The sequence below is a fragment of the Bacillus cereus group sp. Sample62 genome (assembly GCF_036851315.1).
Taxonomy (GTDB): domain Bacteria; phylum Bacillota; class Bacilli; order Bacillales; family Bacillaceae_G; genus Bacillus_A; species Bacillus_A wiedmannii.
This window is the reverse complement of record NZ_JAFLPK010000001.1, coordinates 1,566,559-1,588,196: the sequence shown is the minus strand read 5'-3', so window position 1 is coordinate 1,588,196 and position 21,638 is coordinate 1,566,559. Positions and strand designations below refer to the sequence as shown.

Sequence of the window (21,638 nt, the reverse complement as noted above, 5' to 3'; positions counted from 1 at the left end):
TAATTCGTCCAAGCATTTACAATCAATCATCATCTTAAGTTATTTTAGTCGTAATAAGCTGGCCAGCCTCATTAATCGTTACTTTCCATTTCGCTCCACTAGCAGTCTTCATAATGATACCTTTACTTGCTTCTATTTCAATATCTCCAAACATTCTTCCGCCAGTTGTCGCTAACCAAGCATTCCCATTTTCCATCGACGATCTTGCAAACATACGATTAATCCGAAAACGCTTATGGTCTTGAGAATAACCACTCAATGTAATTCTTACTTTATATAGTTGACTCGCCTTCATATTCGATATAATTGTATCGCCTACATTTAATGGAACATCCGATGCAACAACCCAATTTCCAGTTGCACTTAATGCATATTCAATTTTAATTTTCTTTGGACTCTCTCCCCATCCAAAATACATTCCAAAACAATTCAACATTTTAATTGGATTTTTCGTAAAATCTAGCTCAATCACAACTGGATTACTATCTGGAACATCGATATAGTTTACACTTTGTTCATCTATTAAATTAAAGCAATTTGCGAGATTCCCCCCGTAAGGTAATTTCCCACTTACTTGCTTAACAGTATACTTCTGCGGAGCATTTACTAATATATCATCTTGGTTCCCTATTAAATGTGGTTTATTTAACGTAATCGGCAACTGAATCCGAAGAGATTCTTCATAAGTAGACTTACAAACATTGTATTGTCCTTTATCTACAATAGTTGTGGAAAGTAAATTCGAAAAAAGGTAGTTACGATGCGAATTAGAAGAAAATTCAATGACAATCTGTTCACTACTCATCCGGTACGTATCCCAAATCATACAATCAAATGTATTATAGGCACCCGTACAACGAATGACTTTGTTCGTTTGCTGTCTACATTGTACTTGAATATCATGAAACGTATTTCCTGAACTTTCATTTGGTAAATCACTGTTTCCATCAACTTCTATCCCATACTGACATCCATCAATAAATATAGATTGAAATACATTTGCGTTAATCCAGCAAGGTGTATTTATATCATCTATATATTCTGTCTTCAAATGTATTGCAGTTTGAAAGTTTTTAATTTGAATAAAGTTAACTTGAAAGAAACTAATATAATCCCATGCTTTTTGACAATAAAAGTGTATAGCCTTACCTTTATATGACGACGTTGCATTTATTATATTTATATTTGATATAAGAGAGTGATTAGGAACTTCTATTTGTTGTGAGCCGGAAACATAAATGACAGCAGATTGAAACACTGGATTTATAACTTGAACTGTACCACCTGTAATAGACGCATTTTGTTGCAGTTCAAACGCATTAAAATCTCCATCAATTTGTAGTGTTACAGTAGGATCTAACTCTAGTCTTACGTTTGATTTAATAATAATTGGCTTTAAAATTTTGTACGTATTAACGCCTGTAATTCTTACCGTGGAAATCCGATTCGATACACAGTATTCAATCGCTTGTTGAATCGCTATTGAACTATCATTTCCCGAGTTTGGAACTGCACCAAAACAATCAATATGGACACTATTTTCAGGTGCACAATCTCCTTGTGATGAAATATACTCTGACAAAATAAATTCACTCCTCATATTACCTTTTTCATATAATATGTGAGTTTTCTCTTAAAAGTTTCTATAATAAAAAAAACAAACGACTTGCACGGTCATTTGTTTAATTCATATATACTTTTCGTTTCTTCTATCATTTTAGTTAATGAAAAATATCTCTCTGCTTTCTCTCGTGCTTTCAGTCTAATACCATTCACCTTTTCCTCATTTCCTTGTAGTTCCTCAAGCGTACTTGCAAATCCTAATTCGCAATATTCAGATACCAAAACACCTGATTCTCCATCTATTGCTTCATTTATTCCACCAACATCTATTGAAACAATCGGTGTTCCTGTAGCCATTGCTTCAATTACCACCATTGGAAACACTTCACGAAAAGATAATAAAAGTAGGGCATCCATATTTCCTATAAACCTATGCGGCTCTGAAATATTCCCTAACATCTTTACACTTTGCTGCAATCCATACTTTTCTATTTCTTTCATAATAGATTCTTTCTCTGGTCCATCACCAGCAATATAAAACAAAAAATCATCTCTTTTTTTCAATACATTTGCAATTTTTACAAATAATTGATGGTTTTTCTCCTTTGATAGTCTAGCTAATATCCCTATTTTATAAATAGATTCTTTCTTTTTCTGCTGGAATAAAAACTTTTCAATATCCACACCGTTATAAATTGTCTTTATTTTCTCTTCTGCTACATGCATTGAAATTAAATTATTCTTTTCAAACTCACTTACTGTAATAATATTATTCACATATTTATTTATAAAATAACGAAAAAGAGTTGGCATTTTCTTTTCTAATATCGTTACATTATGTTTCGTATACACGACTTTTATCTTTTTTTTCATGAACTTTTGAATCAAAAAGGAATATAATACCATTCGCAAACTATTTGCATGAATAAGTTCTATCTTTCGTTTACAAATTTCTTTTCGTAAGTAATGAATATTTCTCAAATGATTCCATCGACTAAGTAACATGAAATTTTCTTTTCTAGTAAGAGATTCATATAGTTCTCCATCACCTGCAGCTGTATAAACCGTAAATTTCTCATCACGCAAATTGCTTTCCAATTTACAAAAATAACTCTCGGCTCCCCCAGTTATCAATTTATCTGTCATCAACAGTATATTCATAATTGCGCCTTCCCAACTACATTGATTTTATTTTTTCTATAGGCATGAAAAGCATACTTACTAAAATAGTAAAAGATTTGCACTGCATTCAGTCGTTTTTGTTCCCTTAATAATTTCCAATACCGAAAAGCCGCTCTAATTTTATTTCTCGAAACAGAATTTTGTACAATTCTATACTTCGCTAGTACTTGCTGTATTCCTTTCGCTTCATGCCCTTCATCTAATAAGTTTAGCCATAGCGCTGTATCTTCCGGCTGCACACTAGGCATTTCAATATGCGGAATTTTTTCACGATCAATCATTACTGTTAAACAACCGATAATTGTATTTCCTGCCAAACGATGATAGTCAACAGATTTTGGTACATTCACTTCTCGATTTAATCCATTACCGTTTTCATCGATTAAACTATACGATGCATATGAAAAGGCCGCATTCATTTCTTCCATAAATAGTAATTGCGTCTTCAATTTATGTGGCAACCATATATCATCGCTATCTAAAAAGGCAATATACCTTCCGCTCGCCTCTTTGATTGCTAAATTCCGAGCTTTCGCAGCACCAACATTTTCTTTTAATGATAATAGCCTAATACGCGAGTCTCCTTCTATTATCTCTTTAATTTTTGCAAGAGATTGGTCAGTTGAAGCGTCATCAACGATAATCATTTCCCAATGTTCATATGATTGATTCTGTACAGATAAAATCGTCTCACCTATAAATCGTATACTATTATAAGAAGGTGTTATTACAGAAACATGAGGCGCCTTATTATGTGCTGATAGACATTTTACCATCTACCTTTCCCCTTCCTTCATATATTGAAATGTACTTTACAACCATTGCTAAAAATAAAAAGAACGCTTCGTTAATAATGAGTGACAATGACATCATCTGAAATAAAAATGCAATCATGGTCAATAAAAGATACGGTTTTTCACGAAACAAAGTATACTGCGTTAACTTGAACATTAATATGAATAAAAAAGCGCTATATAAAAGAAAACCAATTGTACCCGATTCAGACAAAATTTCTAAAAATGTATTGTGCACATATAATTTTTCGTTAAATTGAAACTCATAATAATTCGAAAAATTAAACGCACCGATTCCGATATATGGATTGGATAAATAATATTTAAAAGCAGCTTCCCATAATGTAAATCTACCGCTTCCATTATCATGCGAAAAATCAGAAATTCGTTTATTCAATATGTCATCCAATTGGCCACCCATTACACTATTCGATAAACTAAAAATCACTACACCAAACAATAGTAAACTCATTATTATTTTTATTTTTTTTGCAAAACTAGATGTACATACATATACAAAAACGACAAGCACAAGTGCTAATATTCCTCCTCTTGAAAAAGTTAATAAACTTGTCGTAACACATAAAATCAATCCTAAAATGTTCGTCATATTATGTAGGTTTGTCATATAATACATAAAAAATATTGTATTATAGAAAATAAAAATGTTAGGATCATCTAGCAAACCAATTAATCTTGGATACCCTCTATCAACTAATAGTCCAGCAAAAATTTCTCTTTCTTCTCCACCGTATAATCCAAAGTGCTGTAAACCGACTATATACAGTATTAGGCTTACAATATTAAATATGAATCCTACATAGACGATAGATGATTCAAGCGTTGCTATTTCAACATTTCCTAATAAATTTCTCATTATAAAATAACAACCTAAAACAAGTAGCACACCAAAAATCATACGAATACTAGCATGTAAATATATAGAAAGAATTCCACTGAAACAATAGATGAAATAAAATAGTAAAAATACAACTTCATGAAAATATAGCTTTTGAATATGAAAGTTTTTAACTGTTAAACATAAATATATAACTAAAAAAATCATATATATCTTCAGCGAAAATCCAATATATATGTTGTATTTACTTAACATGACAAATAATATTAAGAGCATAATCCATTTCATCGATATTTTCATATTATTTTCCATAGGCTATATCCCCTGTTTCGTAATATAATCCTTTTTGCGTGTTTTTCTTATAAACGAAAGAAGAAGTTTTTTCAGCTCATAATCATACAGGAATATACCAACTACTACGATTAACGTATTCAGAACGAGCGCAATGAAATGATATGTATGCAATATATATTGCACTCCAATAAAAGTTACGCCAAAATAAATTGTATACGGTATTACAATTTGGAATACAATTTTTTTCTTCACTACACTTACCGCTATATACCCAACTAAAGCCACAATTTCAAATAAAACCATAGCATAAGCCGCTCCTATCACTCCACCAATACTACTAAAGCTATAAAGCATAATCCCACCTATCACTAACGCTATACATTGCACAACCGTTCTTTTATTTTGACGTCCACTCGTTGTTAAGCCGTCAGCTATAGCAATATTTAAACTTTGCAGCACAATGAGAAATGATAATATTTGGAGTGGCTCTACTGCATTTATCCATTCCTCATGAAAAAATATAGAAATAAAGTATGGCGCTAAATGATATAAACTTATCGTCATACATATTCCCACGATCGCCATTGATTTTATTTGAAGTAAGTTTAATTTCGTATGCTCTTCTAAATTATTCTGATTATAGTGCTTAAAGAGTACTGGATAAAATGCACCTGCAATCACCCCTGGCACTTGATATAAAGCTGCTGGCATCCGATACGCCACTGCGAAAACACCTACCATACTTAATGGCAATGTATAGTTAAGTAAGATAGGTGCTAATTGTGGCGTACTCATTATTAAAAAACCACTAATAATAAAAGGTGTCAATTGCCAAAATAACGCTTTATGAATTACGACTTTCATGTTCATATTCGTCTTTCTTTTCATTACATATATGCTGAATAAACCACCAATCATATAACCAAATCCATATAAACGAGCAGTTATATAAACTGGTAACTCTCCGAAAATACAAAAACATGTAATGATAATGACAACTGCCGCTGATACAACTTTAATAAGCGCTATATACTTCATACGCTCCGTCAGCTGAAAGTAGGCAATCCCTATATTTTGCCAAGTTAATCCTATTAACATGAAAAACATTACGTTTATCATCATATAAATCAAATTTCTATCCGCATACATATAATGAATAGCAATATAGCCGATTATAGAAATAAAAATAAGTAGAATCATCCTTACTTTTATATACGACGATACAATCGTCTCTAAGTCTACTCCATCTTTTGCCCCTTCTCGAAGAAACGTATTCGTAAGTCCTAAATCTGTAAAAAATAACATAACAAACGTCACTGCTATGGCAACACTAAACATCCCATAATTTTGTGCATTAAAAAAATTTGCTAAAACAATTAAACTCACAGCCTGAAGCAGATTAGCTAAAATCGTGCTATAAAATAGATGGATAATATTATTTAAAATAGATCTACCCATACCTGCTCTCCTTTGCAAGCAACCTACTTACATATATTTATCTTGCACCATTACCGTTCAATACTATTAAAACGGTTTTACATAAAATCCGAATGTCCATCTTAATCGTTTTCATTTCAATATACTCCATATCCAATTTCAACTTTTCTTTCGGATCAAGATTATATCCTCCATTTATTTGTGCCCATCCTGTTAACCCTGGTTTCACTATTAAACGATCCTTGAATTCTGGAATATACGTATCAAATTGTTTATAAAAATACGCTCTCTCTGGTCTTGGTCCGACAAAAGACATATCACCTTTTAAAATATTTAAAAGTTGCGGTAACTCATCAATTCTTGTTTTCCTTATAAACGATCCAACTTTAGTAATTCTTGGATCATTTTCATTTGCCCATTGTGGTCCATTTATTTCAGCATCTTTTACCATCGACCTTAATTTAAATACATTAAATTTCCTCCCATTTATCCCTAAACGTTCTTGAAAATAAATTGGAGCTCCTGCTGTTTCGAAAGCAATCATAATACAAAAGAACAACATAATTGGTATCGTTACTAGTAACAATATGAGTGAAAATATAATATCAAACAAGCGCTTTATACTTCGATTCAACATACTGGTCTTTGCTTGAGCTGGAATCGCATACAACTTGGCTTGATTTGTTTCACGAATCATAGATCGTTACCCCCACATTCAAGAATATAAAACTATACCTATTAATTCACATTCTTTCCTCTTTATGTCCGCTATTACTTTTTGTACAGTACGCAGAGAATCTTTTCTCTTTTTAACTGCTAAGACCACTCCATCGCATTTCCCTGCAATCATGTGCGTAGCAGGAAGCTCAAATACTTCAGAGGAATACAAGAAAATATAATCAAAATCTTCTTTCCACTTCGCAATTACATGATCAAATTCATCCGTAGCAACTAAAGGCGTTCCGGTGTGTACTGTTTTTTGGGCAGGAATACAATATAAGTATTTAGATAAATTACTAGAAAAAGATTCATAACTACAAGGGGAATCGTTTATTATATCGTTCACTGTTTTCGTATAATTGCTTTGTAATAGTAGATGTAGTTTAGGATCAGAAAAATTCACATCGATAAGTAACACCTTTTTTTTCATCTCTGCAAACACTAGCCCTAGATTTACTATAAGCGACGCGATAACACCCCTATCCTTCGTTGAAGTAACTGTGAACACTTGTTTCCCAGATTTTTTCAACTCGTGATACACCGTATAAAACTGCTCTTTCATTAGAGTATCATGCGAATTAAATGGCAGCTTTTTCTTTGTCTTAAACATCGACATGTTCACCTCGATATATAGATGATTGCGCATCAACTTCTGTAGATTTCTTTTTTCTATTCGGTTTCATATTTATGTGACCAATAACAGATACTGTTGTTATTTTCTCTAAATCTTGTTCCACGTATATACGCTCATCAAAATAATCTCGAAATACAGCTAAACCTATCCCAACAAAAAAACTAACAATTAAAGAGATAGGAATGATAAGTTGTAATTTCGGAAACAACTTTTCAGCTTTTTCCTGTAACTCAGGGTCAGTTAATATTTTTATCCCCTGTACATTCGTATACTGTTGAAAGCTTTTTTGAGATTGTTCTGCCAATGACTTTACAATTTCTTTGACGATTGTAGGATCTGAATCTTTTACTGTAACAGTAACGATTTGAGAGTTGTCCATATTCACCACTGAAATTTTTTGTGTTAATTCATAAATTGATTGCTCTAATTTTAAATTTTTTTTAACCGTTGAAATAATGAGTGGACTTTTTAATATATCAACATACGACGTTACAAGTTGCTTATTTTCCTGTGTTTTATTCACTGCATTTTCCTTATTAAACCCATCTAAATTCCCAACGAGAATTTGCGTTGAATATTGATATGAAGGCTTTAATACATACATAGAAATAAGAATTAAAGAAACTGTTACACAACACATCGTCAAAATAATTGTTACTACTCTTCTTTTCAATAGCTGCTGAAAATCCTTCATACTAATTTCTTGCTTCAATTATTTCACCGCCTTTGTTTGAATGACATCCTGTAACTCACTTTCTACAGATATTCTTTTCTTTTCTAAATTCGATTGCTTTGTTATATACTTTCCGATCCTGAATGCAAATTTTTCTACAAACAAATAAGAAATTATTGCTAGTATAAACGAAAGAATGAGCGATAACATTAAAACAATAGGTAACGGAAATATTTCATGAAGCATATACACTAGGGAAAATAAAGATATGATGTGGTATAAATAAAGACTGTAAGAAATCTTCCCCAAATATAACAAGTATTTATTACGTAGCAAGGATGACAAAGTTGCTACTGACAAGCTTAATATGACAAATAAACATGCACTTATTCCTACTACATAGTCTCGAAATATAAAATTATTAAGCAAATTAATTTCTCCAATAAGCCCTTCATACATATAAAGTAAAACCGCAAATAAAAACCATGCAATTTTCTCATTTTTAGTACGATTACTATAAAAAACTATTAAATTATTTTTATATTTCGCAACTAGTGCTCCTAGTAAAAACAGCACTGTGTAATGCAGAGTTAATGCATAACTAGTTAATGTTAAACTTGAGTGAAATAAAAATAAAATCACGACAGAACATATACTAAAACTAAACAATGACAATAATGAATGCCTCAACGTTTTTCGTAAACAAACCATCAAAACTAACGGAAAAATTATCGATATTCGCATTTCATGAACAAGTGACCAAATTACGCCGTTATATGCATCTGTATTATATTTCCCAATCAATAAAATATGTTGCGCTATTAAGCTTAAAGAACTTTCAATCGTCCATGAGCGATTAAACCATTCACTTAAATTAGAAATACCATATTTACTCATTGTAGTCTGGCATAAAATAGCTATACTTATTGCTACGATATATGGAATATAAATTCTAGATATACGCTTTAAAAGGAATGATCCATAGCTATCGTAGTTTTTTTGAATGGATCTATACAACACAAATCCACTCAAAACAAAAAAGATAATCACAGATTCGTTACCACTACTAAAAATTAGACGAGCAGGTGTTTCTTTTAATAGATAAATAACAAATGGTTTATTATCTTCATAACTGTAATTTTGAAATACTGAAAAAATCATTAAATGATGGCCAATCATTACTATCAATGAAGAAATTCCTCGTATAGAATCCAGTTCTTCATACCTATCCATCGTTTTACATCAACTCCTACTGAAATGATAATAATCATTTCAAAGCGACACCATTATTCATATTCCTCTCCTTTCTTTTCATTCCAATTTTTCATATTAAAATGATTTTATAGCTTAATTTTGAATGTATTGTAACATTTTTTGTAATATTATGAATAGCGAATCTTCAAAATTGATATATACCAATTACAACCTCGAAAAATGAATAATACTGACAGAAAAACACTATAAAAATATCTTGCATAGTTACAAAATTAAAGAGAGGAATAGAGTTTTTCAATATAAAATAAAAAAGATAGCCTTTAAAGGCTATCTTTTTTATTTTATTTAATTATTGGCACCACTATATGCTACATGTCGTTTCTCAATTCTCTCTTCAATTTCTTTCATATTTTCTTTATTATTTAATAGTGATTGTTTATTTTCAATTAATAATTGTTTAAAAGATTTTCTCACTTTTTTTCTCATTTTCATTGTCCTCCTTGGGGGATGGTTTATATAAAAGATAAGGAATTATCTGTGTGCCCTTATAATAATTGATTGTTGTGAATTCCATTTGAACTTCATATGAAAATTTCATTTATTTTCTGACAACTTTGTGAACATACAAAAATGTGATCATCCTAAAACCATTTTGAAATTGCTTCATTTCATTGTAAAAGTTTCTATCGTCATCAACTTCTATCAATATTTTTGTCGAAACATTTATATATTTAAAATTGAGTTCAATATAATTTTATTTACTACGATACTGTTCGTAAAAACAAAAAGAGGGGTGTTATATAAGTCAAAGTTTGACTTATATAACACCCCTCTTTCAAAACTATTTATAGCATATTGATTAATATTTCAGGTCTTCCCCAATTCATTTCTTCACAAACGAATCTAAGTTTTTCTTCATCCATTGTGTGTAATCCTTCTTCTAGTAAACATGAAATTGGAACTTCACAGTGAATTTGTGCCAATTGTAATGAAATATTTAAGTTCTCTAAATCACTTTCAATCTTTGTGCGCTGCGCTTTCGTTAATGTTGCTACATTTTCTAGTACGGTTGCTACTGTTCCGTGCTCTTGAATCAATTTATACGCTGTCTTTTCGCCGATACCTTTTACACCTGGATAGTTATCACTCGTATCTCCCATAAACGCTTTTGCATGCACGATTTGCCACGGCTCTACGCCTTTTTCTTCCATGATTTTCTCTGGTGTGTAATATTCGTAATTTCCAATTCCTTTGCGCAAGAGCATAACTGTAACGTTCTTATCAACAAGCTGAAGTAAATCCGTATCACCTGTTAAAATATAAACTTCCGCTTCATTACAGTATTGCTTTGCAAGCGTACCAATACAATCATCCGCTTCATACCCTTTCATACCGATAACTGGAATAGACAATTTCGCAGTCATTTCTTGAACTAAATCAAATTGCGGAATTAATTCTTCAGGCGGTGCTACACGATTCGCTTTATAATTCGAGAACGATTCTGTTCTAAATGTCGTACTACCCATATCCCAGCATGTTACGATATGTGTCGGTTCAATTGCTTGCATAGCTGTTAATAAATGTTTCATATAACCATGAATCCCGTTTGTAGGGGTACCATCTTGTCGTTTCATAAATTGTCCGTAGACACTTGTTGCGTAAAAAGCACGAAATAATAGTGCCATACCATCAACTAATAATACTTTTTTCATAATCCCTCTCCTACCAAAAAAATAATAACCCCACGTCATCACGTAAGGTTATATAAATAGATTACCATTCTACGTTTTTTCAACTTTGTCTATTATACATTGTTTTTTTATATTTAGCATCATTTACACATTAAGACGTTCTACTACAACAAGTATGAAGAATCCCTGTATACGTATTTTTCCCAGTCGAAACAACTACAGCCTTTGCATTTCCGCCAACAATATGAGTCCCTTTGAAACATACGTTTTCAAGTTCAAGTGGATTATAGTCTTTCATTCGTTTTAAAGGAATAAATCGTTTACGCTCAAGGTGATAGCAACTTTCAAATTTCTCAATACTTGCATCTTTTCCTGTTAGCACGGATTCATTTACTAATAAATCATTCGCGTAAATGATACGTACATCTGCTGGTACTGTATCACCTTCTGAAAGAAAAATCATATCCCCAGGAACAAGCTCTTGTACTGGCACATTCATCATTTTTAATTCACCGTTTAAACCTGTTACACTAGAACATTCTACTCGAGACACAGTAATTTTCTCACATTGTAATCCATCACGCACATGTTGTTTTGAAAAACCTGGAATCATTCCACTTAGCTTCATTATTACTTCCGCAATACGCGCTCTTTTTGAAATTAATTCATTTCGGCCGTATACTTGAATGCGTTTTTGTGCCTCTTTCATAGATAATCCGTCTCTTGTTGTTTTAAAATACGCAAATACAGATTTTACATCTCTCGTTGCGATTTCAATTAATAAATCTTTATTTTTTTGAAGCATTGTTTGTTCTTTCATTGATTTTTTACTTAATTTATATGACGTGTTACCCACAGTTTTGTTTGCATATAACATATTATCGTCTCCTCCTGTACAACATAGGAAGAAACGCTTTGTTTCTCAATTTATCCACTTTACCGTAACAGTGTCTAGCGCTTAAACATACATATAAACGCTACATTATGATAAATATAGAGGGAGGAACAAGTCGTTTCCTGCCTACATCATATATTTTTGATTTGAAGTATATGGGTAACGGAACCGAGTCAGAATTTGACATGCTCCTCACCTCCTCGTTTAATTTTATAGTTTATACTATGAAGTTACTCATAGATTTGTAACAAAAAGACCCTTACTCCGAAAAGAGTAAAGGTCTTGGCATACACAAATAAACGATTCCTAAACAATTAGAAATCTACGGACCTCTCCCTCGCCGAGTTTTAGCACTGTATAGCATAGGTACATTACCAGCTACGTTAAGAAAAACCTTAATTCGATCATTCCTGTTGACCCATTGGCGTCTCTCGACATTTTTGGGCAGTAGCATTTCTCTATACAGGAGCCTCACCTAACAGAGACTTATTTTTATTACATAGAAAATGTTACTCTTATTTAAAATAGATGTCAACAGTAGCCTACAATTTTTTCGAAAGGTATGGCGAACTAACGTATATAAAATAAAAACCTTTACGTCTAAACGTAAAGGTTTTAATAAGTTATACAACCAGCAATTACAATCCCAATGGAAAGCGATAAAAACATAAGAAAAAGACCGACTGCTTGATTATCTTCTTCAAGACTTTTGTTTATATTAAAGCGTGGTGTAAGCCACTCAGCTAAATAAAAGACGATAATTTGAGCAAAAATCCCAACGGCTCCCCACGAAACCATATCAAGAAGTGAAATGGAATTAGCTGCTGTCGAATATAAAACAATAGCTAACCCAAGTAATCGTCCTCCAAGTACATAGCTTACCGCCTTATTTCCTTGGGCCATTAACTTAAATTCTTTTACTTTCGTTGTCACTTCCATGAGGAACAGACCAATGCATAAAAGGCCCAGTGTTACTGCTAAATATAATAAAAAATTAATCATATACTTTCCTCCTTTTTTATACCTACCGGTAAATAGTACGATTCATTCCCCGTAATTTTTTCCCCAGCGCGAATACCGATACTACTCGCTTTTCCAGCAATTAAAAACGAACCAAACACATACGACAGTTTCTCCATCCCTTTCTCTGTTTCCAAAGATACGACTGGAAGTTCTGTATACTTTTGAAATATCGGCAGTGACGCTTTATACGTTTGGTGTGCATTTTGAATCATAATATTTTCGTCCTTATCGCGAACGGTAATTGTGTCTCCTTCTCTACCAAATGAAGGTTTTTGAACGAAAGGGCCTTTTCCTAAAAATAAATCTGGTTCTAAATATGTAGGTAACATATATTCTTTAATCCACTGTTGTTCCTCATTTGTATAAAAGGCCTTTTCTTCTGCTAACCCCCAAATAAGACACTGAATTGATTTTGGCTGAAGCAAAAATGCTGACAAAGGATTTATTATAAAAAGCTTTCCGGCTTTTACAAGTTGCAACAGTTCCACACCTACGAAGTCTCCTGTTTCAGGATCTTGATCCTCAATTAAATCTTCTATCGGATATGTTTGACGATATAAAATATCAATCTGTACTCCATCCCTATCCACTAAAGCATCTTTTGTAATTCTAAGTTCTGACATTGGCACTGCTTTATTTTCAACATGGCATAACTGGCTCAAATACATAGTCGTATTCCAATCCTCAATATGTTCATGATGTGCTGTAAAAACAACATTTGGGTTATCTATTCCCTTTGTCGCTTCCATTACGGCCTTTGTAACACCAGAAGATAGTAAGCGTTCTTGACCCAAGTTTGGATCATCATAGTCTAGTTTTCCACAAACTTTTCCATTCATTTGAAAGCATTCCATAATAAAAGTTGGTGTATCACTATTAAACTCAAGCATTTTAATTTGGTTATCACTTGTTAAAACGAAATCAAATCGTGAAATAACAGATTCAGGATATAATCCTTTCATTCTAATAAACGATAAGCTTGCAGGAGGATACCCAAGTTCAAGAAGCTGTTCGTCACTTAAATTCCGCAAAAGTTTAGCAGTCTTAAAAAATATTTTCCCCATTCGTTCCGTTGCTAATTGCAATTGTTTCATAGTCTGATTTGTTATAGAGAAAACATGAAACAAACTATACTCACATTCATATAAATCCGACCAAAAATTCGGATATTTCGAATAAAACTCTTTTCGATCCCTTATGTATTGCGACATATGTTAGCCCCCAAATCCTCCCTTTGAACCGCTTCCAATTCCACCTTTAAATTCCGCAGACGATTGATAAGATTTAAACGCCGATGAATTTTTAAAAGTGGATTTATTTTGATAGTAACTCCCACCATAGAAATAATGCCCACGATAACCTGAACTACTATCATCACACTGCCATACCCCAAGTTCATCATCCCAATCCCAATCTGAACAACTATTATCATTCGGTTTTGGGGGAAGATCTTGTGCGCAGCCAAATAAGGTGCCAGTCATTAAAGACGTTACGACACCACCTACTAGCCATTTCGTTTTCGTCACCTTCGCACTCCCCTTTTTAAATTCTATTCCTATTATATAAGATAGCATGATAAAGTAGAAGAAAAAGGAAGAAGAGGGATAACATGCGCTTAGAATATCGACTTAATGATGAAACGAAAAGGTATCCTGCTTTATGGAACTACGCAAATATTTCTAATTCTGAAATCATTGCACGCATGACGTGTGAATATTTTATAAAAGATAAAAATACATATGTTGTTACTGCAACTTCAGTAGATCCAGACGGCACAGTAGTTATATATATTCAACAAGAAACTTTTTCTAACGATCCTTCAGATCCTACTTACTTCCACATCGGTTTTGAAATTAGAGAGCTAAAGGATACGAATTCAAACTTGATTGAAAGTAAAGATGTATGGAACTATGAAGAAATTTTACCATCTCTTCATTCAGATATTATATATATTCAGCGCGACGGCATGCATATGGAGTTCACTTTAGATTCAAGAGAGATTGATGAAGATAGAAAATGCTATATTTATTATGGAAACTTCACAGGTGAATCGAGATAACATGGATACATTTATGCAACAAAAAAACCTTACGTATAAAACGTAAGGTTTTTATATAGCCCCACATATGCCGTTCTCTCTAGATGTCCATAAACCTGCTCTCACAGGTGGATGCCCTCACAAATGTTTGTAACTTCCTTCTTAAAAAGATGGCATGTTAGCTACATTTAAATATTGAACTTCCATATTAAACTTATTGGTTTAAGACATACATAAGCTACGTACACCGTAGGAATTTTATATAATGTTAGTTGAAATAAGACCCCCGCACGTGCCGCTCCTCGTAAATGTCCAAAAACCCGCTACTCGCAGGTGGATGCCCTCACAGTTACCGTACATCTTCCTCCACAAGGAAGGCTTGATGATGGTCGCTAAATATTGAGCTTCCGTATAACTAACATCGGTTTTAGACATAAATAAGTTACGTACACCGCAGGATGTATTATTTACTTGTCGTTATATTATCACATTGTTTCCAATGTGTAAAATACAAAGTTTTTCGAGCAATTTCTTGCTTGTGACCTTATTTTAATACAAATTATTTTTGCATGCAAGTGATTAATCTTCTTCTTTTGCAATTTGATTTTCTGGATAAGAAATCCAATCACTCCAGCTACCTGCATACAATTTAACATTTTGGAATCCAGCTAATTTCAATGCAAGGATATTTGGACAGGCTGTAACACCAGAACCACAATATACAATTGTTTCCTTATCTTTCGAAAGATTTCGGAATCGCTCTTGTTGCCCAGCTTCATTCTTAAATTGTCCTGATTGTACAATTCCATCCTTCCAAAAATAGTTTACTGCTGTCGGAATATGTCCTGCTTTTGGATCAACTAGTTCCTCTACACCAGCATAACGTTTTGGCTCTCTAGAATCAATTAACGTAACATCTGCACCTGCATGAATATTCTCTCTCACCGTTTCCATCGTTACAAGCATATGACCTTGTACATTTGCTTTGAATGTTTTTCGTATAGCAACAGGAATTTCCGTTGTTATCGGTAGTCTATTCTCTTTCCAAGCTGAAAATCCACCATCTAATATATATACTTTCTCATGTCCTACATAGTTTAATAACCACCAGAGACGAGAAGCATTTGCACCTGCTTGACTGTCATATGCAATTACTGTCGTATGTTCATCAATACCAGCTTGTGAAAGCTTGTCTGCAAACTCCTCAATATTCGGCAATGGATGGCGACCACCATGTTCTGTTACAGGACTTGATAAATCTAAATTCAAATCAAAATATAACGCATGAAGAATATGTTCTTCCTCATACTTTTCTCTACCCCAATTAGGATTCGCTAAATCAAAACGACAATCGATTATACGGACATTCTCATCTTCTATATGCTCACGTAACCATTCGACTGTAACTATCATCTTTAACGACCTTCTTTCTCTTGCAAACGACTTACATACTCCATAACCATTTCTTCTGTAACAAATTTACGCTGCAGTGTAACACCATTTTTTGCAAGATCATTAATTTGCTTTGTTACAACATTAATGACATCAACCGAAAATTCTTTCCCCTTTGATGCAAGAGATACGGCTGCTTCAATAGCTGCTTCACGCTGCGCATCTAATTGTAAACATGCTTTTACACTTTCATTTTGTTTACGAGAATGTGCTGTAATTGCTTTATGTACTTCCATCTTCTCTTCCCCCTAAATAAGTTATACGTTCTTATTCAATTCCATTGCAAGCCGGATCATATCACGACATACAATCCCATTTTCAATAATCTCTTCTTCATAATGCTTTGAAAAGTAATCAAAATCAATAGAAAAAATACGAAATCCGCATTTTTGATATAAAGCAAGTTGTGAAACACTAGAATTGCCCGTACCAACTTCAAGTTTTGACATACCATACCCTTTAGCAGTTTCTACGGCATGACTTAATAGCTGCTTTCCAATCCCTTTTCCTTGCAAATGCTCTACAACCGCAATATTCATAATTTCCATCGTCTTCGGCCTTGTTTCCAAAAGAACATATACACCGACAACTCTCTCCTCTTGCTTAGCTACATATGTTATCCCTCTTTGTACATATGCATCAATTTGCTGCTCACTTGGATCAGCAAGCAATAATAAAGGTTTCGGTATAGCTTCTTTCGAAATATACTCTATTACTACACACATAAAAAACTCCCCTTTCTCTATTGTTCTAAACCCTCCTTGTCTACCATAAATAATAGAAAGGAGGGATTCACCATGGACAACAATGAGAAAAAGTGCAACGTCATCTCTATTGATGGAAAGAAGAAGAAAAGCGACACGTATTCCTACCCAAAATTAGTAGTAGAAAACAAAACATATGAATTTTCTTCATTCGTCTTATGCGGTGAAACACCAGACGGCAGACGCCTCGTTCTTACTCATATGATTTCTACCGATGAATTTGCTGGGTTTGTCAAATCTTTAGATACAGTATTGCAAAAGAAAATTGAACGAATCTTTTTCTCATAACGACTATATCACATAAATTTCTTTTTCAATCTCTACTAACTGCTTTTGCAATTGTTCTTTACTTTGTTCATATAGTGATACATCAATTGTTTCAGCCAATGCAAATAATACACTTTCATAATAATTCATCACATCTTGCTGCATCACTTTTTGGAATAAGTTCCATTTCAAATCCCACTCTTGCTTATAATGATGAACAAATAAATCTTTTTCATCAGCTACATAGTTTGATACGAAAGGCTCTAATACAACTTTAGCCTCTTCTTGCATGAAAGCTTTATCATTTTTTTCAAAAAAGCTTTTTTCATTTTTAAAATGCGCCAGTGCTTTTTTGAAATCTTTTATTTCAACTGAAGGGAACGGTTCTTTATGTGCAATATCTTTATATTCATAATCCACTGTTCCACTCATAGAAATTGATTCATTTTCTACTTTACAGTTCACCACAATTTCATTCTTTGCACGCTTCATCGCTTCATCTATCCATTTCTCAAGGCGTAATGATGTCGCACGCATTTCTTGTAGTAAATCATGCTGAATAAATGCTACTAATTCCATAACGCACTGTTGCAACTGCACTTTCACATTCCCATCCGTTCGCAGCGATGCTGGATTAATAAATTCAGTAAACACATCGTTATAGCGTAGGAATAGACGCTGTTGCACGTAATAAAGCAATTCTTTCACTTCATTTTGCATCGCCTGCTCTTCAGCAAGCACACTATATGATGAAATAATATGAAGTAGCTGATCACGCTCTGCTTCATATTTTTTCGTTTGCTTCTCTTTCTCTTCATTCCCCTGCTTTGCACCGTTTATCATATTTACTAAAAGCTGATCTGCTCCTTGCAATGTACCATATAAAGCATGAACAGATACGAGCATTAAATCTCTCATCATAAAGGATGTAAATGATTCCTCGAACTTAGCAATCCCAGAGTTTTGTAAAATACCGTACTTCTCTTTTTCAATATTCTTTCCTTGCTTCTCTTCAAGTGCACATAAACTTGAAATTGCAAATAAACGCGGATTTCTAATACCGTATTGCAGTAGCTGGTCTGCGATATAACCTTTTACCATTTCAAGTTCTTCTTCAGACTCTGCTAAATCGGCCGCATTAATTAAGAAGAACATTTTATCAAGTGCAAAAGTATCCTTTACACGACCAAGCTGGATTAAGAATTCACGGTCAGCACGAGAGAACACATGATTATAATACGTTACAAATAAAATAGCATCTGCGTTTTTAATATACTGGAACGCAACGTCCGTATGGCGGGCGTTAATAGAATCCGCTCCAGGTGTGTCTACAAGCGCTACTCCTTGCCTTGTTAAAGCACAATCATAATAAAGCTCCATGTACTCAACAAAACATGATTTTTCTTCATTCGCTACATAATCAGAAAACTCTTCTAATGTAACTTGTACTTGCTCCCCTAAATGAGCAGAAACCGTATCATACCCTTTTTGTACCGCTCGTAAAAAGCTAAATGTTGTTTTTTGCTTCCCAGTTGGTGAAGGATATTTCATAACTTTATCAATTTGTGCTAACGCTTCATCTAACGTAGTAATCTCATAATGAAACAACTTATAAACAGCTTTCATATCTTCTAATAGAGCTTGCTTTGATTTGAATTGAACCATTACTGTTCCGTGTGGTTTTTCCTCTGTAACCGGCAAAATTTGATTAATCGTTGCCGTCGTCGGATTTGGTGATACAGGAAGTACATTCCCACCAAGCAATGCATTGGCAAATGATGATTTTCCAGCACTAAAAGCTCCGAATAACGCTACTGTAAATTGTTTCGTTTCCACACGACGCCTTTTTTCTATTACCTCTTGTTGTACATGTTTCAGCGCTGGCAATGGCTCTAATATCGTTTCAGCTTTCTTCACTTTCTCTAATATACGCTGAATATTTAAAGCTGCCGTTCCTTTTATCTCTTCCTCACGAGCCATTACGTTATCGTTTACGCTTTCCTGCTCTTGTAGTGTGAATTTCTCACTAACAATTTGTGTTTTACTTTGCAATATCTCCTCTATTTGCAATCCTTCTGGTGTAGCAACACGCTCGTGCCAAACATTTTGCAAATAACTTTCATATGTCTCTAAATTGTTACTGTATTGCAATTGCGTTTCCTTTGCCGTTTGCAACATCATATATTTTTCAATCTCTTCTTCAATGCGTGCAACTGCTTCCTTCACCTTTTGCTTTAAAACGACTGCACTTTTATCAAAAATTTGCTGCGCTTTTGTAAAATAACGTTTCTTCAGTTCATTCGCTACATCCGCTGTATAAAGAAGTAAGTAATCACCTGTGAAACCTGCACCTTGTTTAATGACTTCAGCTAACATTTCTGGTCCAAAAGCAATTTCTAAAGCATATATGTCTTTCCCAATTTCCTCTGTGAACAATCCTTCTTCTTTTAAGAAGGCAACAATAAATTCTTTCACATGAAAATCAAGTTGCGTTTCAACAGTCTTTTGCAAAGCAGAATAAAAAGCATCTAAACGTCTCTGTTTTTCTTGCTCCGTCTTTCCTTTCGCAAACAGCAAACCGACCTTAAATTTAGTTAATTTCGTTTCTAAATACGCATTTGCCAGTTCTCTCATTTCAAATGGCATTAAATACGCGTTATCTAATATAGCTTGTAAGCCTTTTATAAATTCGTTTCTCACATGAGATTCTTTACTAGCCTCGCATTGTTTAGTTTCCGTTAGCTCTTCTTTCTTTTCAACTATCTCTGAAATAGAAAGCGGCGATGCTAGCTCTTCCTCATATTTCAAAAGAGCTTTTTCATTTTCTGAAAGAATAAACGAGAAATGTTCCCCCATTAAATATTCTGTTTCTCGCTCCATTCCATCTCTTACATACTGCACTTTTTCTTTCATAATAGAAGTAATTAATGTTTCTAAGCTCCCAATTTCATTATGTGTATGGTTCATCATTCGCAATGAAGTATAATACACTCCATCTACTTCAATATCCCAGTTAGAGAACGATTGTTTTACACTATCTTTATAATCCTCAAACGATAATTCATTTTCTTTATGTTTATCTATTTGATTTACAACTAGATAAACCGTTTTATTACGTTGTTTCAATTCTTTAACAAATTGCAAATTCACTTCCGATTGGACGTGATTATAATCCATCATATAAAAAATTACGTCTGCTAGATGCAGCGTTGATTCTGTCGCTAATTGATGGGCATCATCTGTTGAATCAATCCCTGGTGTATCAACTAACATAACACCCTCAGGAATTGGCGCATCATTCCGATAAATATGAACACCAATTACCTCATCACCGTCTTTACAAATTTGTTTTAATTCTTCAGCTGAATATGCACCGTCATATTCGTACTGTTCTCCAGATTTAACTGTTACAACAACACGATCCATTCCTTTTTCAATTTTGACAACGTTAGCGCTTGTTGGAATTGGACTTGTTGGTAACAACTGCGCTTTATATAGATGATTCATCATCGTTGATTTTCCTGCAGAGAAGTGACCGCAGAACGCTATCATAAGCTGTTCTTGTTTATATTTTTGAATCACCTCAAACAACTTTACACTATTCTCTGCATCGCCGTGTTTTTGCCACTCTTCATAAAAACAAACAAGTTTTTTCATACCGTTTGTCTGTACTATGTTTGTCATCCCCTTGTTCCCCTTTATCCAAGATGTATATACTTTTTCCCGCTATTTGCGAGCTCATAATCATCAGGAGATACATCCCCTCATCGATTACAGTTTCACTTTACTATCATACTAAATTTTCAGCATATTCTCATTAAAAATAAAAAATCCCTTTCATTCTTTTTACAAATGAAAGGGATTTTATGTCATATCACTCATTTTGCTGTTCCTACTCCAGTTAAAACATACTTTGCAATAACTGCATATACAGCGACTGTACCTGCTACTAATGCGTATACCATACTCATGCACCAACCTTTTTGATAATGATTATCACTTTTGAATACATTTTATCATTAAAGAGAATCATTATCAACACTTTTCATAAAGAAAGCCCCTTATAAGAAGGAGCTTTACTGCCTGTTTTGAAGAAGGTTAAAACTTGTTGTGCACTCTTATTATATCTCATAATAC

Annotated in this window: 21 protein-coding genes, 2 other RNA genes and 1 riboswitch; of the genes, 2 read left to right on the top strand and 21 right to left on the bottom strand. The window is 33.5% G+C overall.

The window, feature by feature from the left end:
• Positions 1-34: 34 nt before the first annotated feature.
• From J0835_RS08100 to J0835_RS08030, 15 genes are all read right to left on the bottom strand, one after another.
• The gene (locus J0835_RS08100) at positions 35-1,582 is read right to left on the bottom strand and encodes a hypothetical protein (RefSeq protein ID WP_140386720.1); all 1,548 of its coding nucleotides are present in this window, start codon (positions 1,580-1,582) and stop codon (positions 35-37) included.
• 92 nt (positions 1,583-1,674) lie between these two features.
• A complete protein-coding gene (locus J0835_RS08095; RefSeq protein ID WP_087980028.1) occupies positions 1,675-2,724 on the bottom strand; it encodes a glycosyltransferase family 4 protein in 1,050 nt (349 codons plus the stop codon).
• Positions 2,721-3,521 carry a glycosyltransferase family 2 protein gene (locus J0835_RS08090; RefSeq protein ID WP_087980027.1) on the bottom strand — a complete coding sequence of 267 codons (801 nt, stop codon included), beginning with the start codon at positions 3,519-3,521 and terminating at the stop codon, positions 2,721-2,723. The genes J0835_RS08095 and J0835_RS08090 overlap by 4 nt, the downstream gene beginning before the upstream one ends.
• Positions 3,496-4,710 (bottom strand): O-antigen ligase family protein, encoded by a 1,215-nt coding sequence (locus tag J0835_RS08085; protein WP_087980026.1) that lies wholly within the window; start codon positions 4,708-4,710, stop codon positions 3,496-3,498. Before J0835_RS08085 ends, J0835_RS08090 begins: the two co-directional genes overlap by 26 nt.
• Positions 4,711-4,713: 3 nt before the next feature.
• Positions 4,714-6,150, bottom strand: coding sequence for an oligosaccharide flippase family protein (locus tag J0835_RS08080; protein ID WP_140386719.1), 1,437 nt, complete (start codon positions 6,148-6,150; stop codon positions 4,714-4,716).
• Positions 6,151-6,187: 37 nt separating this feature from the next.
• Positions 6,188-6,826, bottom strand: coding sequence for a sugar transferase (locus tag J0835_RS08075; protein WP_087980024.1), 639 nt, complete (start codon positions 6,824-6,826; stop codon positions 6,188-6,190).
• Positions 6,827-6,844: 18 nt separating this feature from the next.
• Positions 6,845-7,465: a CpsD/CapB family tyrosine-protein kinase gene (locus J0835_RS08070; RefSeq protein ID WP_140386718.1), complete on the bottom strand. Its 621-nt coding sequence runs from the start codon at positions 7,463-7,465 to the stop codon at positions 6,845-6,847.
• On the bottom strand, positions 7,452-8,195 hold the full coding sequence (locus tag J0835_RS08065) for a YveK family protein (RefSeq protein ID WP_087980023.1): 744 nt from the start codon (positions 8,193-8,195) through the stop codon (positions 7,452-7,454). Before J0835_RS08065 ends, J0835_RS08070 begins: the two co-directional genes overlap by 14 nt.
• Positions 8,196-9,389, bottom strand: a complete 1,194-nt coding sequence (locus J0835_RS08060) for an acyltransferase family protein (RefSeq protein ID WP_087980022.1) — start codon at positions 9,387-9,389, stop codon at positions 8,196-8,198.
• 327 nt (positions 9,390-9,716) lie between these two features.
• Positions 9,717-9,857 (bottom strand): FbpB family small basic protein, encoded by a 141-nt coding sequence (locus tag J0835_RS08055; RefSeq protein WP_046955196.1) that lies wholly within the window; start codon positions 9,855-9,857, stop codon positions 9,717-9,719.
• Positions 9,858-10,216: 359 nt separating this feature from the next.
• On the bottom strand, positions 10,217-11,083 hold the full coding sequence (locus tag J0835_RS08050; RefSeq protein ID WP_087980021.1) for a 5'-3' exonuclease: 867 nt from the start codon (positions 11,081-11,083) through the stop codon (positions 10,217-10,219).
• Positions 11,084-11,213: 130 nt separating this feature from the next.
• Positions 11,214-11,939: a P-type ATPase gene (locus J0835_RS08045; RefSeq protein WP_087980020.1), complete on the bottom strand. Its 726-nt coding sequence runs from the start codon at positions 11,937-11,939 to the stop codon at positions 11,214-11,216.
• 342 nt (positions 11,940-12,281) lie between these two features.
• Positions 12,282-12,447, bottom strand: a riboswitch (M-box (ykoK) riboswitch).
• Positions 12,448-12,572: 125 nt separating this feature from the next.
• Positions 12,573-12,959: a DUF350 domain-containing protein gene (locus J0835_RS08040; protein WP_000606858.1), complete on the bottom strand. Its 387-nt coding sequence runs from the start codon at positions 12,957-12,959 to the stop codon at positions 12,573-12,575.
• Entirely contained in the window at positions 12,956-14,191 is a 1,236-nt protein-coding gene (locus J0835_RS08035; RefSeq protein ID WP_087980019.1) for a glutathionylspermidine synthase family protein, read from the bottom strand. Before J0835_RS08035 ends, J0835_RS08040 begins: the two co-directional genes overlap by 4 nt.
• Positions 14,192-14,194: 3 nt before the next feature.
• Positions 14,195-14,506, bottom strand: coding sequence for a hypothetical protein (locus tag J0835_RS08030; protein ID WP_000169032.1), 312 nt, complete (start codon positions 14,504-14,506; stop codon positions 14,195-14,197).
• A gap of 83 nt (positions 14,507-14,589) precedes the next feature.
• Between J0835_RS08030 and J0835_RS08025 the strand changes: the two genes are divergently transcribed.
• The gene (locus J0835_RS08025; protein WP_087980018.1) at positions 14,590-15,039 is read left to right on the top strand and encodes a hypothetical protein; all 450 of its coding nucleotides are present in this window, start codon (positions 14,590-14,592) and stop codon (positions 15,037-15,039) included.
• A gap of 54 nt (positions 15,040-15,093) precedes the next feature.
• On the opposite strand, the gene ssrS (J0835_RS08020) is transcribed toward J0835_RS08025, so the two are convergent.
• The 5 genes from ssrS (J0835_RS08020) to J0835_RS08000 form a co-directional block, all read right to left on the bottom strand.
• Positions 15,094-15,277: non-coding RNA, 6S RNA (gene ssrS / locus J0835_RS08020), on the bottom strand.
• A 21-nt stretch (positions 15,278-15,298) separates the two neighbouring features.
• Positions 15,299-15,481: non-coding RNA, 6S RNA (gene ssrS, locus J0835_RS08015), on the bottom strand.
• 116 nt (positions 15,482-15,597) lie between these two features.
• Positions 15,598-16,431: a sulfurtransferase gene (locus tag J0835_RS08010; protein ID WP_087980017.1), complete on the bottom strand. Its 834-nt coding sequence runs from the start codon at positions 16,429-16,431 to the stop codon at positions 15,598-15,600.
• Positions 16,432-16,433: 2 nt separating this feature from the next.
• On the bottom strand, positions 16,434-16,706 hold the full coding sequence (locus tag J0835_RS08005) for a YpbS family protein (RefSeq protein WP_000451807.1): 273 nt from the start codon (positions 16,704-16,706) through the stop codon (positions 16,434-16,436).
• A 21-nt stretch (positions 16,707-16,727) separates the two neighbouring features.
• The gene (locus tag J0835_RS08000; RefSeq protein ID WP_087980016.1) at positions 16,728-17,195 is read right to left on the bottom strand and encodes a GNAT family N-acetyltransferase; all 468 of its coding nucleotides are present in this window, start codon (positions 17,193-17,195) and stop codon (positions 16,728-16,730) included.
• Positions 17,196-17,267: 72 nt separating this feature from the next.
• On the opposite strand from J0835_RS08000, the gene J0835_RS07995 reads away from it, so the two are divergent.
• Entirely contained in the window at positions 17,268-17,522 is a 255-nt protein-coding gene (locus J0835_RS07995; RefSeq protein ID WP_000369740.1) for a DUF3931 domain-containing protein, read from the top strand.
• A 3-nt stretch (positions 17,523-17,525) separates the two neighbouring features.
• Here the strand turns inward: J0835_RS07995 and J0835_RS07990 are convergent, their stop codons facing one another.
• Positions 17,526-21,185, bottom strand: a complete 3,660-nt coding sequence (locus J0835_RS07990; RefSeq protein WP_087980015.1) for a dynamin family protein — start codon at positions 21,183-21,185, stop codon at positions 17,526-17,528.
• Positions 21,186-21,638: the final 453 nt, after the last annotated feature.

Coding starts and splice junctions, on each gene's coding strand:
- J0835_RS08095 (WP_087980028.1), bottom strand. CDS start 2,724: ATGAATATACTGTTGATGACAGATAAATTGATAACTGGGGGAGCCGAG.
- J0835_RS08090 (WP_087980027.1), bottom strand. CDS start 3,521: ATGGTAAAATGTCTATCAGCACATAATAAGGCGCCTCATGTTTCTGTA.
- J0835_RS08085 (WP_087980026.1), bottom strand. CDS start 4,710: ATGGAAAATAATATGAAAATATCGATGAAATGGATTATGCTCTTAATA.
- J0835_RS08080 (WP_140386719.1), bottom strand. CDS start 6,150: ATGGGTAGATCTATTTTAAATAATATTATCCATCTATTTTATAGCACG.
- J0835_RS08075 (WP_087980024.1), bottom strand. CDS start 6,826: ATGATTCGTGAAACAAATCAAGCCAAGTTGTATGCGATTCCAGCTCAA.
- J0835_RS08070 (WP_140386718.1), bottom strand. CDS start 7,465: ATGTCGATGTTTAAGACAAAGAAAAAGCTGCCATTTAATTCGCATGAT.
- J0835_RS08060 (WP_087980022.1), bottom strand. CDS start 9,389: ATGGATAGGTATGAAGAACTGGATTCTATACGAGGAATTTCTTCATTG.
- J0835_RS08055 (WP_046955196.1), bottom strand. CDS start 9,857: ATGAGAAAAAAAGTGAGAAAATCTTTTAAACAATTATTAATTGAAAAT.
- J0835_RS08050 (WP_087980021.1), bottom strand. CDS start 11,083: ATGAAAAAAGTATTATTAGTTGATGGTATGGCACTATTATTTCGTGCT.
- J0835_RS08045 (WP_087980020.1), bottom strand. CDS start 11,939: ATGTTATATGCAAACAAAACTGTGGGTAACACGTCATATAAATTAAGT.
- J0835_RS08040 (WP_000606858.1), bottom strand. CDS start 12,959: ATGATTAATTTTTTATTATATTTAGCAGTAACACTGGGCCTTTTATGC.
- J0835_RS08035 (WP_087980019.1), bottom strand. CDS start 14,191: ATGTCGCAATACATAAGGGATCGAAAAGAGTTTTATTCGAAATATCCG.
- J0835_RS08025 (WP_087980018.1), top strand. CDS start 14,590: ATGCGCTTAGAATATCGACTTAATGATGAAACGAAAAGGTATCCTGCT.
- J0835_RS08010 (WP_087980017.1), bottom strand. CDS start 16,431: ATGATAGTTACAGTCGAATGGTTACGTGAGCATATAGAAGATGAGAAT.
- J0835_RS08005 (WP_000451807.1), bottom strand. CDS start 16,706: ATGGAAGTACATAAAGCAATTACAGCACATTCTCGTAAACAAAATGAA.
- J0835_RS08000 (WP_087980016.1), bottom strand. CDS start 17,195: ATGTGTGTAGTAATAGAGTATATTTCGAAAGAAGCTATACCGAAACCT.
- J0835_RS07995 (WP_000369740.1), top strand. CDS start 17,268: ATGGACAACAATGAGAAAAAGTGCAACGTCATCTCTATTGATGGAAAG.
- J0835_RS07990 (WP_087980015.1), bottom strand. CDS start 21,185: ATGACAAACATAGTACAGACAAACGGTATGAAAAAACTTGTTTGTTTT.